Genomic DNA, 12,811 nt, shown 5'->3' with positions numbered 1-12,811 from the left:
TGTGCGGCGGGCCCGGAATGCGGAATATGTCCGGATGAGTGTTGTGCCCCACGCAAATCCCGCGCGCCCGGTCCTCCGCATGATGATCCTGACGGGAACGGCGCTCGGCGTCGGGGCGGCGGCCTCTTTCGCGGCGATCGCGTTTGTCGAGTTGGTCTCGGCGCTCAATTCGGCCCTCTTGGTCGCGCCGCGCGCGCGGGTGCAATGGGAAGGGACGCCCTGGCTCGTCACCCTCGCGACCCTGCTGGTCCCCACGCTGGGCGGGCTGTGCGTGGGGCTGTTGCACCGGCACCTGTCGCCCGAACGCCGCCCTCTCGGGCCACCCGACGTGATTCGCGCGGTGCAGTTCCGCCGCCCGCTCCCCGACACGCGCAGCGGCCTCGTCTCCAGCCTCACCGCGATCCTGTCGCTCGGCACCGGGGCCTCGGTGGGCCAATACGGGCCGATGGTTTATCTCGGCGCGCTGTTCGGCGGGGCGGTCCGCAGGCTGCGCGCCGACGTGCCCAATCTCGACGGGATCGCCATGAGCTGCGGTGTCGCGGCGGCCATCGCCACCGCGTTCAATGCCCCCATCGCCGGGCTGGTCTTTGCCCACGAGGTGGTGCTGCGGCACTACGCGACGCAGGCCTTTGCGCCGGTGACGGTCGCCTCTGTCACCGGCTACGTGATCGCCAACGTGATCTTCGAGCGGCCCGCGCTCTTCCTCGTGGATTTCGCCGGCGTGGCGCATGGCTATGAATTCGCACTTTTCGCCCTTCTGGGCCTGCTGGTCGCGCTCACGGCAATCGGCTTCATGCGGCTGGTGCTGGCCTGCGGACCGTGGATCGCGGGCCTGATCGCACATCCCGCCCTGCGCCCCGGCGTGGCGGGGCTCGCGGTGGGGCTAACCGCGCTTGCGTTGCCGGACGTGCTGGGCATCGGCACCGAAACGCTGCGCTTTGCCACCATCGAGGGGGCGTTCGGCCAGGGCGAGCTGGTGGTGCTGATCCTCGCCAAGATCGTGCTCACCGCGCTTTGCGTGGGCGCGGGGTTTTCCGGCGGCGTATTCAGCCCCGCCCTCCTCATCGGCAGCCTGATCGGCGCGCTGTTCTGGATGCTGGCGTCGGGCGCCGGTGGCATCCCGACCTCGGGTGTCGCGGTCTATGCCATCGGCGCGATGATGGCCTTTGCCAGCGCCGTGATCGGCGCGCCGCTCACCTGCATCCTGATCGTGTTCGAACTGACCCGCAATTACGACATCACCATCGCCGCGATGGTCGCGGTGGTGTTCTCCAACCTCGTTTCGCACCGTCTGTTCGGACGGTCGCTGTTCGACATTCAGCTCGCCCGCCGCGGCATGGACTTTTCCCTTGGACGGGACCGCGCGCATCTCGCGGCTTTGCCCGTGCGTGACCTCCTGAGCGAGGACGCGGTCACGATGACCCCCGAAGACACGCCTGAAACGATCGCCCGGCGCCTCTCCGAGCGTGGCTGGCGGCAAGCCTTCGTTCTCGACGCCGAGGGCAAGCTTGTCGGCGTCTATAGCCCGTCTGACGGGCAGCAGCCCGCGACGCTCACCTTCGAGGACGACACCAGCCTCGCCGACGCGATGGAGCGCATGCGCGGCTTCGTCGGCGACGCGGTGCCCGTCGTCGCGCGCGCGGACGGGCGCTACCTCGGGGCCGTGTCCGAGGCGGACATGGTCACCGCATGGCTCGACCACGTCGCCCGCATCAGGGAGGAAGAGAATGCTGCGCTCTAGCCTCATCACCCTCTGGACCGTGCTCCTCTGCGCCCCGATGCTGGCGCAGGACCTCACCGTCGCCACATGGGGCGGAGCCTACGAGGCCGCGCAGCGCAAGGCGGTGTTCGCCCCCTTTTCCGAAACCACCGGCCATGCGGTAGAGGCCCTGCAGTACGACGGCACCGTCGCGGCTCTGCGCGACCGCGCCGCGGCAGAGGGATGGGACGTGATCGACATGCTCGCCGATCAGGCGCGCGTCGCCTGCGCCGAGGGGTTGTTGCTGCGGCTCGATGCGCAGGCGCTTGTCGGCAATGCCGCGATGGCGGATTTCGCCCCGCACACACCCACCCGCTGCGCCATCCCCCAGAACGTATACGCCCGCGTCATGGCATATGACGAACGTGCCTTTCCGGGCATAAAACCCACCCGGATCGAGGATTTCTTTGACACCACGCGGTTTCCCGGCAAGCGCGCGGTCCAGCACGGCCCCGACGGTATTCTGGAATGGGCCCTGCTGGCCGAGGGCGTGCCCCCCGAGCAGGTCTATGGGCTGCTCAGCACCGACCGGGGATTGCGTCTCGCCTTTCGCAAGCTCGATACGATCCGCGAATACATCCTGTGGTGGGACGACCCGGCGCAACCCGCGCAGATGCTGGCGGAGGGCCATGCCGTGATGGCCTCGGGTTTCAACGGCCGGTTCTTCGACGTGGCAAGGCGCGGGGCGGTTCCCGTCGACATCGCTTGGGACGGCCGGATCATCGGCACCGAGGTCTGGGCGATCCCGGCAACCACCGAAACTGCCAGGCTCGCGCGCCGCTTTCTCGTTCACGCCCTGCAACCGGCCATCATGGCGCGGTTCTCCGAACGCATCCCATACGGCCCGGCGCGAAAATCGGCGTTCGAACGGATCGGTCTCAACCCCGAGACCGGCATCCCGATGCGCGTGCATCTGCCCAACGCGCCACAGCATGGCGGGCGCGCCCTTGTCCGCGATGCCGCGTGGTATGCCAACACCCGCGCCCTGCGACAGCGGCGATTCCAGTCATGGCTCGATCAAGAGGAATGACCACCAGGATTGCGGGCCGACGTCCCGGGTAATGGTCGATGGCCGGGCACTCCGACGCGCCTGCACCGAAAGCGCGAAGAATTTGCGTAAAGCCGTAGTCGAAAGGCATGGTTCTGCCGGAATTACGATCCGCCTGGTGCGCGATCGCGGCGCATAGCGATCCGGTGTCCCAAACCGGATTGGTGCTCGGATGAGCCTGCAATTCATCTCCCACCTTCTGCTCGGCGATCCCCTGCTGGATCAGGACCTGCGCGATCTCGGGCTCGCGCGGCTCGATGGCGGCCTGCATCTCGTGGCCGGAACCGGCCCCGCCGGTGGGCTGATCTCCTGGCGTCTTGACGAGGGCACGACCGCCACGCTGGTGGACACCACGCATTTCTCCGGCGCCGCCAGCACCGGCAAAACCGGCCTGGCGACGCCCGTGGGCGGACCGGGCCAGCAATCACTCGCCTTCGGCGCCGCTCCCGATGACAGCGGCGCGGCGCTTCTCGCCCACCAAATCAACGACGATGGCAGCTTCGGAGAGATGCTGTCATTGGCCGCGCTGCCCTCTGATGGCGGCACTGTCTCGGCAATGGTCTCGGCCTGGGTGCGCGGGGTCGAGACGCTATTCGTCGCCGATAGCGGCGCGGGCCGGATCCTCGTCTACCGCCCCGGCGCGCCGACCCCCGCCCTGGCCGCCACGTCGCAGGGGCCTGGCGACATGCCCGCCTTCGACGGCCCGACGCTGCTGGCTATGGCGGGAAATGGCACCAGCCAACGCCTTCTCGCGCTAGATCAGACCACCGGCGTGCTGCACGCCTTCGGCGTCGATCCCACCACCGGCGCGCTCAGCCCGGGCGCCCGGGTCGATGGCACGCACGGCCTGTCGGTGGCCGACCCCACCACGCTGGCGGTGGTCTCGGCGCATGGTGCCACATGGGCGGTGATCGGTTCGGCGGGCACCGATTCGCTCAGCGTCGTGCGCGTCGGCGACAACGGCAGCCTGACGGTCGCCGACCACCTGCTCGACACGCTCGGCACCCGCTTCGGCGAGGTCCACGCACTGAGCGTCGCGCAGGCGGGCGATCACGTCTTCATCGTCGCGGGCGGCGCCGATGACGGGCTCAGCCTGTTTCGCCTGCTGCCCGACGGTCGGCTATTGCATGTCGAGACGCTGCCCCACGACATCGGCCTCGGGCTGGAAAATGTCGAGGATATCGGCGCGGCGATACTCGGCGAACAGCTACAGGTCTTCGTGGCCGGCGATTCGCGGGGCGGCGTCAGCCAGTTCTCGCAGGATATCTCGGACCTCGGAGTCGTCGTGACCAACTTGGGCGACACCGCTGCCCTTGTCGCGGGCACCACGGGCGACGACCTGCTCGCCTCGCAGGGCGCCGGTGCCGATACGCTCGACGGCGGCGCGGGCGATGACATCCTCGTGGCAGGGCCGGGCGACACGGTCCTGCGCGGCGGCGCGGGCGCGGATACCTTCGTCGTCTCCGCCGAATCGGGTCGCGTGACGATCACGGATTTCTCCCCCGGCACCGACCGGCTCGACCTGTCGGACCTGCCGATGCTGCGCGGTCCCGCACAGCTCGGGATCGACGCAGGACCGGGTACCGCGCGCATCACCTTCCGCGACACGGTGATCGAGCTGTCGAGCCCCACGCCGGTCGTGCCCGACGCCGCCACCCTGTTCGGTCCGGTGTTCGACTGGCCCGACCGGCTGCCGATCATCGCCGCCGACATCCCCCCGCCGGTCACGCCCCCCACCGGCCCCGACACCCCCGGCACCCCTACCGGCCCCCCCATACCCCCCGGGCCCAACGCCCCCAACGAGTCCAACACACTCGTCGGCACCTCGGGCTCCGACGCGCTGACCGGCGGCGCGGGCGACGACACGCTCCGGGGCGAGGCCGGTAACGACACGCTCACCGGCGGCGCGGGCGATGACCTGCTTGAGGGCGGGGCGGGCAGGGACATGGCCGTCTATTCCGGTGACCAGTCAAGCTACACGCTGACGCTGAGCCCGGGCGGCACCACGCTCACCGACCGGCGCGCGGATGGCAACGGCACCGACACGCTCATCGACATGGAATTCCTGGACTTTGATACCGAGATCCCGGCGCTGGGGGGCAATCCCATGAACCTGGATCGGTTCGGCGGGCCGGTGGCGCTGAACGAGGAGCAGTTCGCGGACCTGATCGAGCTCTACATCGCGTATTTCAACCGGGCCCCGGACGCGACGGGCCTGTATTTCTGGGCGACGGCGTTCAGTAACGGACGGACCCTGGAAGAGATCGCCGCCCGGTTCGATACCGCAGACGAGACCCGGGCGCTGTACCCGGACGACTCGTCCAACGCTGAGTTTGTCGAGGCAGTCTACAACAACGTTCTCGGACGCGATCCTGATCAAGGCGGCTTCGACTTCTGGCTGGGACACTTGAATTCGGGGACAATCCCGCGGGACGTTTTTATTTCGAGACTTCTCAACGGGGCGCAAGGCACGGATATCGACTATATCGAGAACAAGGTCGATATCGGCATCTACTTCACCGTTATCAAAGGTATGTCGGACCCTCTGAATGGCCTCGAAGTCATGGAACTGTTCGATGGATCGCAGCAGAGCATCGAAGACGCCATCGACGCCACGGATCAATTTTATACAGATGCGCTGGACCCGACGAACGGCGAATTCCTCATGCCGCTCGTCGGCGTGCTGGACGACCCGTTCGCCATTGCCTGACGGCACCGCCCAATCCGCGAGATCGCTCTGAACGGCGCCTTCTGCGGATCCCGCTACCTCGTACCGCCCCTCGCTACGTCCTCTTGCCGATTGACGTGCCGGGCCAGCCTGCTACCAGTGCCCGCCATGCTCGGCGTGTTCTTCCAGACCCTGCCCTTCTTTCTTCTCATCGGCCTCGGTTACGGGGCCGGGCGCAGCGGCTTCTTCTCGCCCGCGGGCACCGCCTGGCTCACCAAGTTCGTGTTCTACTTCGCGCTCTCGGCGATGCTGTTTCGCTTCTCCGCCAACCTGTCGCTCGCCGAGGTGCTCGACTGGCGGCTGGTCGCGGCCTACCTCTCGGCCAGCCTCGTCGTCTACCTGCTGGCGACGCTGGTGGCGATGCTGCGCCGCCAGCGGGTCGAGACGGCGGCGATCGAGGCGCAATGCGCGGTGATCGGCAACGTGGGCTTCCTCGGGGTGCCGATGCTCGCCATGCTGATGGGCGAGGCGGCCATCGGCCCGGTAATGCTGGTGCTGGCGGTCGATCTGCTGGTGTTCGGCTCGCTGGTGGTGATCCTCATCACCGGCGCACGCGACGGGCGCATGTCGCCCGCGATCCTGCGCAGCATCGGCGGCGGCCTCATCCGCAACCCGATGATCGTCTCCATTGCCGCGGGCTTCGCGTGGTCCGCGCTCGACCTGCCGATCCCCGACACGATGAACGCCTTCCTCGCGCTCCTGGGCGGCGCGGCCACGCCCGGCGCGCTGTTTGCCATCGGCGCGTCGCTGGCGGAAAAGGCCGCCGAGCGGCCCCACGTGGCGGGCTGGCTCTCCTTTTGCAAGCTGGTGCTGCACCCGGCGGCGGTGGCAATCTCGCTCTTGTGGGTGTTCGACATGCCGGGCTTTTCGGCGGCGGTGGTAATCGCGGCGGCGGCCTTGCCGGTGGCGGGAAACGTGTTCATCATCGCGCAAAGCTACGGGGTCGCGCCGCGCCGCGTGTCCTCGGCGATCTTCATCTCCACCGCCGCGGCGGTGCTCAGCGTCTCGGCGGTGATCGGCTGGACCGGCGCGCTTTACTGACACGAAGACGACGAAAGGACAGGTCCATGATACACACGGTTTCCGAAAACGCCTGCTTTGGCGGCAGGCAGGGCGTCTACACCCACGCTTCCGAGGTTTGCGGCTGCGACATGACCTTCGGGCTCTTCCTGCCCGAGGAGGCGCAGAGCGGCCCGGTGCCGGTACTGTGGTATCTCTCGGGGCTGACCTGCACCCACGAGAACGCGATGGTCAAGGCCGGCGCACAGGGCTGGGCCGCCGAGCAGGGCATCGCGCTCGTGTTTCCCGACACAAGCCCGCGCGGCGAGGGTGTGGCCGATGACGAGGCGTTCGATCTCGGTCAGGGGGCGGGCTTCTACGTCAACGCCACCGAAGCGCCCTGGGCACCGCATTTCCGCATGTGGGACTACGTCGCCACCGAGTTGCCCGCGCTCCTCGGCGCCGAGTTTCCGCTCGACATGGACCGGCAGGCCATCACCGGCCACTCGATGGGCGGGCACGGCGCGCTGACGCTGGCGATGTCGCTCCCGGGGCGGTTCCGCTCGGTCTCGGCCTTCTCGCCCATCTGCAACCCCACCGGCGGCGACTGGGGCCGCAAGCAGTTCGCCGCCTATCTCGGCCCGGACGAGAGCGCCTGGGCCGCCCATGACGCGAGCCTGCTGATGGCCGAACGCGGCTTCGACGGGCCGATGCTCGTCGATACCGGCACCTCCGACCAATTCCTCGATCTTTTGCGCCCCGAAACCCTCGCCACCGCCGCCATCGGCCGCCGCCAGCAGGGCAGCTTCCGGATGCAGCCGGGATACGACCACAGCTACTTCTTCATCGCGACGTTCATGGAAGAGCATGTCGGCTTTCACGCCGAGGCTCTCTGGCGCGACTAACAGCGCGTAAACCAACCGCGCGCCGTTCGGGGGCGAACCGTGCGGTTCGCGCCCCGAACCTGCAGGTTCGTCCCTGATCCATCTGCCACCAGCGTGCGCATTCGCCGGGCCCGGCGCCCGTGCGCCAGCGCCGCTCGTTCGCGCGCCGCCGTTGACAATTGTCAAGGAGCACGCCGCGCGCCCGGCGCACTGTCCCCCCCACACGCATCAACGCGCAAAGGAGATCATCATGCGCGAAGTCATGACCAAGAGCATGGCCCGAAACATATTTTACGGGGGGTCACTGTTCTTCATCATCATCTTCGTGGGTCTGTCGGTGCACTCGCATCGCTATATCGTCACCACCTCGACCAATGCCGAGACCCTGACCGAGAGCGTCGCGCTGGGCAAGAAGGTCTGGGAGGACAAGACCTGTATCAACTGTCATTCGATCATGGGCGAGGGCGCATATTTTGCGCCTGAACTGGCAAATGTCACTACCCGTTGGGGCGTGGCCGACGACCCGGACGGAGCCTACGAGATGCTCGACGGCTGGATCAAGTCGCAGCCCAGCGGCACCGAGGGGCGTCGCCAGATGCCCTATTTCGAGCTGACCGAGGAAGAGACCCGCGGGCTCGCGGATTTCCTGCGCTGGGTCGATTCCATCGACGCACAGGGCTGGCCGCCCAATGACGCGGGCTGAGAAAGGACCGGACCAATGAAATACGAAACGCAGAAAATCGCGCTGGCCTACTTCTCGGTGGCGCTCGCGCTCTTTCTCATCCAGATCATCGGCGGCCTGCTGGTGGGCTGGGTCTATGTCAGCCCCAATTTCCTAAGCGAACTGGTGCCGTTCAGCACGCTCAGAATGCTGCACACAAACTCTCTCATCGTATGGTTATTGCTAGGCTTTTTCGGGGCGGCCTACTTCCTCATCCCAGAGGAGGCCGAGCGCGAAATCCACTCACCCAAGCTGGCATACCTGCAATTGATCATTCTCGTGGTCGGCACACTGGGTGTCGTCGTGACCTATCTCTTCAACCTGTTCGAGGGACACTGGCTCTTGGGCAAGGAGGGGCGCGAATTCATCGAACAGCCGGTCTGGGTCAAAATCGGCATCGTCGTCGCCGCGCTGATCTTTCTCTACAACGTCTCGATGACGGTGCTTCAGGGTCGAAAGACGGCGATTTCCAACATCCTGCTCCTGGGTCTGTGGGGGCTGGCGCTCCTGTTTCTCTTCGCCTTCTACAACCCTGACAACCTCGCCGTGGACAAGCAATACTGGTGGTACATCGTCCATCTCTGGGTCGAGGGCGTGTGGGAACTGATCATGGCGTCGATCCTCGCCTACCTGATGCTCAAGCTCACGGGCGTGGACCGCGAGGTGGTGGAGAAATGGCTCTATGTCATTGTTGCCGCAGCACTTTTCTCTGGCATACTTGGCACCGGACACCATTACTACTGGATCGGCACGCCGGGTTACTGGCAGTGGATAGGTTCGATCTTCTCCTCGCTTGAGGTGATCCCCTTCTTCGCGATGATGGCCTTTGCCTTCGTCATGGTCTGGAAGGGACGGCGCGACCACCCCAACAAGGCGGCTCTCCTGTGGTCGCTGGGCTGCGCCACGCTTGCCTTCTTCGGCGCAGGCGTCTGGGGCTTCCTGCACACGCTGCACGGGGTCAACTATTACACCCACGGCACGCAGATCACCGCGGCGCACGGGCACCTCGCCTTCTACGGCGCCTATGTCTGCCTCAACATCGCGATCTTCACCTACGCGCTGCCCATCCTGCGGGGTCGCGATCCCTATAACCAGGTGCTCAACATGGCGGCGTTCTGGCTCATGTCGGGCGGTATGGTCTTCATGACCTTCACGCTGACCTTCGCGGGCACGGTGCAGACGCACATGCAGCGCGTGCTGGGCGAATATTACATGAACGTCCAGGACCAGATCGCAATCTTCTACTGGATGCGCTTTGGCGCGGGCGTGGTGGTGTTCATCGGCGTAGTCCTGCTGATCTATTCTCTGGCCGTGCCGCGGCGCGAGATCATCTCGACCGAGCCTTCGGTCGCAGCGGAGTGAGACCGATGGACGGAGATATGACCCTGCAACAACAGGGGGCGGCCACCGCCCCCTTCTACCTCGCACAAGGCGGGGAATGCGCGCTGTTCGAGGCAGCGAGCCAGAACGACCTGCCGGTACTGCTCAAGGGGCCGACGGGCTGCGGAAAGACCCGATTCGTGGCGCATATGGCCGCAACGCTTGGCCGCCCGCTTTATACCGTGGCCTGTCACGATGACCTCTCGGCGGCGGATTTGATCGGGCGCTACCTGCTCAAGGGTGGCGAGACGGTCTGGGTCGATGGCCCGCTCACCCGCGCGGTGCGCGAGGGCGCGATCTGCTATCTCGACGAGGTGGTCGAGGCTCGCAAGGACGTGACCGTGGTGCTGCACCCGCTCACCGATGACCGCCGCATCCTGCCCATCGACCGCACCGGCGAAGAGATCGAGGCCGCCCCCGGCTTCATGCTCGTGGCGTCCTACAACCCAGGATATCAGAACATCCTGAAAACGCTTAAGCCCTCCACCCGGCAGCGCTTCGTCGCGATGGAGTTCGACTTTCCCGCCCCCGATCTGGAAACCCGGATCGTCAGCCGTGAATCCGGTCTGCCGGAGGAGCGCTCCCGCGCCCTCGTGCGCCTCGCCGGCAAGCTGCGCACCCTCAAGGGCCAGGACATTGAGGAGGGTGTCTCGACCCGCCTCGTCATCTACGCCGCGACCCTCATCGCCACGGGAATGCCGGTCGAGCGCGCCATCGAGGCGGCGATGATCCAGCCCCTGACCGATGACGCGGATATCAAACGCGGGCTCCTCGATCTCGTGACGGCCGTCTTTGGGTGAGGCATGGCCATGACCGGGATCGAAATCGAGCCATGGGAGCCCGAAGAAACCATCGGGAAGCTGTGGCACGCTTTTGCCAGTCGCCTCGATGCGCCGCAGGTGCATCACGGAGCCGCGGTTGACCTCTCTGAGGTCAGCGGGCGGCTGGCAGTCTTTTTCCGAGGGCTGGGTGGCGCGCCTTCGGTCGAGATCAGGCCGGTCTCGCCGGAGGTTTCGCGCCACCGCCTGCGGTTCCTGCGCCGCTTGGGCACCGAGGCCGAACTGACCCCGCGCGCCAGTTTCGACGGCGAGGTGCTGCGCCTGCCCGATACCCTGGCGCTCTTTCCCTCGCGCGAGGCCAATGGCGCGCTCTACCTCTGGCTCGCGGCGGCTGTGGCCCATGCGCCTGATCCCGCGACCGACCCAGACCCGCTGCGCGCCGACCTGCTATCCTTGCGCGCGGCGCATGAGATGACCAAGGCCGCGCTGGTCGCCGCGCCGGGGCTGCGCGACCTCTACAATGGCCTCTGCTCGGCCACGCTGCACTATCGCCCCGCCAATGGCCTGCCGCGCAGCGAGGCCGCCATCGAGGCGCTGATCCGGCATCTTCTGGGTGATCCCGCGCCGCTTTGCGACCGCGCCCAAGCGTTCAAGACCGCGCTTGAGACCGGCGACCTCCCCACCATCACCGCCCCGCGCGGCTATCGCCCCTACCGGCCCGTCGCGCTCTGGCCCGACCTGCGCGAACTGATCCTTTCGGCCCGCGACGAGGTCGAGAGCCGCGATGCCGACGGCCCGCCCGAGGAGGGCTCGAACAAGACCCACCGCGCCCGCCGCCGCAAGGCCGATCAGGCTGATCGCCGCGACAGCCTGATCCTGCACAAGTTCGAGGCGATCCTGAGCTGGGCCGAGTTCCTCAACCTCAACCGCCGGGTCGATGACGACGATCCCGACTCGGCCAAGAAGGCCGCCGACGACCAGGAGGAAATCGGCCTCGGACAGGTTTCCAAGGCCCCCGCGACCCGCCTCAAGCTACATCTCGACCTCGCCCCCGAGGACGTGGACCGCGAGCGTATTTCAGGCATCACCACCTACCCGGAATGGGACACGCGCAGCGGCGCATACCTGCCCGACCATGTGCGCGTCCTCGATAGCTTGGCAGAGCCGGAGGATTGCGTCCCCTCCTTCCGCCAGGACCCGCGCGCGGCCCGCCGCATCACCCATGTCAGACGTCAGTTCGAGGCTCTGCGCCCCGGGCGCGTTTCGATCCCCGGCCAGTTGGACGGTGACGAGCTTGACATGGAGGCGGCGGTGCGCGCGCGGGTCGATATCCTCGCCAATGGCGCGGGCACCAACCGCATATGGCGGCAAACCCGCCCCATCGCGCGCGATCTCGCGGTGTCGATCCTGCTCGACGTGTCGCGCTCCACCGAAAGCGCGGTGGGCGATCGCGCCGTGATCGACATCGAACGCGAGGCGCTGGCGGCTCTCGCCTGGGGATTGGATGCCTGCGGCGACGATTTCGCCATCCACGCCTTTTCGTCGCTCAAGCGCGACCGCGTCTATATCCAGACCTGCAAGGGTTTCGCCGAACCAATGACCGGGACGGTCGAGCAGCGCATCGGAGCGCTTCGCCCCGGCTTCTACACCCGTCTGGGGGCCGCAGTTCGCCATTCATCTGCCGGTCTGGCACAACAGGCACGCAAGCGCCGCCTGCTGCTGGTCATCACAGATGGCAAGCCCAACGACCTCGACCATTACGAGGGGCGTCACGGCATCGAGGACACCGCGATGGCAGTGCGCGAAGCGCGCCGCGCCGGGCAGTCGGTCTTTGGCATCACCGTCGACAAACAGGCCAAAAGCTGGTTCGCGCGGATGTTCGGGCAGGGCGGCTTTCACGTCATCCCACACCCCGAACGCCTGACCGAGGCACTGCCGATGATCTACCGCGAACTGGTCGGCGCATGAGCGACGCAAGCGTTTTCGACGAATTGCCCGGCGATCTGATGATCTGGGTGCTGATCGTCAGCGAGCTTCTGGTATTCGGCGCGGGTCTCGCGGCCTTTCTCGCCGTGCGGATAACGGACCCTGCAGGCTTTGCCACAGCACAGGACGCGCTCTACCGCACCGGCGCGGGGATCAACACTGTCGTGCTCATTACCTCCGGCGCCCTCGCCGCTTTCGCCTTGCGTCAGAGCGAATACGCTCGGCGCGGCCTGACACGTCTTGCGCTTCTCGGTGCGGCCTTGCTGGGCGTAGTGTTCCTGATCATCAAATCCGTGGAGTACGCGGCCAAGGCGGGCGCGGGCATCGCCTGGGACACGCACCCGTTCTTTACCTTTTACTACCTGCTCACCGGCTTTCACGCCGCGCACGTTGTGGCGGGGGTGGTGGTTCTCACCTTGGTCGCATGGCAGGACGCGCCCCGCAACATAGAGGCGGGGACGGCCTTCTGGCACATGGTCGATCTGGTCTGGGTGCTGCTCTTTCCGGTCATCTACCTGCTGAGGTGA

10 protein-coding genes are annotated in these 12,811 nt (G+C 66.7%); all 10 read left to right on the top strand.

Annotation, left to right across the window (positions count from 1 at the left end; all coding sequences use genetic code 11):
* Positions 1–79: 79 nt before the first annotated feature.
* The 10 genes from C6W92_RS01800 to C6W92_RS01755 all read left to right on the top strand — a co-directional run bounded on the left by C6W92_RS01800 (position 80) and on the right by C6W92_RS01755 (position 12,811).
* On the top strand, positions 80–1,741 hold the full coding sequence (locus tag C6W92_RS01800; RefSeq protein WP_164989155.1) for a chloride channel protein: 1,662 nt from the start codon (positions 80–82) through the stop codon (positions 1,739–1,741).
* A complete protein-coding gene (locus C6W92_RS01795; RefSeq protein ID WP_129431364.1) occupies positions 1,728–2,789 on the top strand; it encodes an extracellular solute-binding protein in 1,062 nt (353 codons plus the stop codon). Before C6W92_RS01800 ends, C6W92_RS01795 begins: the two co-directional genes overlap by 14 nt.
* Positions 2,790–2,979: 190 nt before the next feature.
* Positions 2,980–5,517 carry a DUF4214 domain-containing protein gene (locus tag C6W92_RS01790; RefSeq protein ID WP_129431363.1) on the top strand — a complete coding sequence of 846 codons (2,538 nt, stop codon included), beginning with the start codon at positions 2,980–2,982 and terminating at the stop codon, positions 5,515–5,517.
* 126 nt (positions 5,518–5,643) lie between these two features.
* The gene (locus tag C6W92_RS01785; RefSeq protein ID WP_129431362.1) at positions 5,644–6,576 is read left to right on the top strand and encodes an AEC family transporter; all 933 of its coding nucleotides are present in this window, start codon (positions 5,644–5,646) and stop codon (positions 6,574–6,576) included.
* A gap of 29 nt (positions 6,577–6,605) precedes the next feature.
* A complete protein-coding gene (gene fghA / locus C6W92_RS01780; protein ID WP_129431493.1) occupies positions 6,606–7,439 on the top strand; it encodes an S-formylglutathione hydrolase in 834 nt (277 codons plus the stop codon).
* A gap of 229 nt (positions 7,440–7,668) precedes the next feature.
* Positions 7,669–8,121, top strand: a complete 453-nt coding sequence (locus tag C6W92_RS01775) for a cytochrome c (protein ID WP_129431361.1) — start codon at positions 7,669–7,671, stop codon at positions 8,119–8,121.
* A gap of 15 nt (positions 8,122–8,136) precedes the next feature.
* Positions 8,137–9,501 carry a cbb3-type cytochrome c oxidase subunit I gene (locus C6W92_RS01770; RefSeq protein ID WP_129431360.1) on the top strand — a complete coding sequence of 455 codons (1,365 nt, stop codon included), beginning with the start codon at positions 8,137–8,139 and terminating at the stop codon, positions 9,499–9,501.
* A gap of 5 nt (positions 9,502–9,506) precedes the next feature.
* Positions 9,507–10,319, top strand: coding sequence for a CbbQ/NirQ/NorQ/GpvN family protein (locus tag C6W92_RS01765; protein ID WP_129431359.1), 813 nt, complete (start codon positions 9,507–9,509; stop codon positions 10,317–10,319).
* 9 nt (positions 10,320–10,328) lie between these two features.
* Positions 10,329–12,266 (top strand): nitric oxide reductase D protein, encoded by a 1,938-nt coding sequence (locus tag C6W92_RS01760; RefSeq protein ID WP_129431358.1) that lies wholly within the window; start codon positions 10,329–10,331, stop codon positions 12,264–12,266.
* Complete coding sequence (locus C6W92_RS01755; protein ID WP_129431357.1) at positions 12,263–12,811, top strand: cytochrome c oxidase subunit 3; 549 nt, start codon at positions 12,263–12,265, stop codon at positions 12,809–12,811. Before C6W92_RS01760 ends, C6W92_RS01755 begins: the two co-directional genes overlap by 4 nt.

Source organism: Roseovarius sp. A46 (assembly GCF_004126395.1).
GTDB lineage: Bacteria > Pseudomonadota > Alphaproteobacteria > Rhodobacterales > Rhodobacteraceae > Roseovarius > Roseovarius nitratireducens.
Note: the sequence above shows the minus strand (reverse complement) of the source record. Positions and strands in the feature narration are given on the sequence as shown.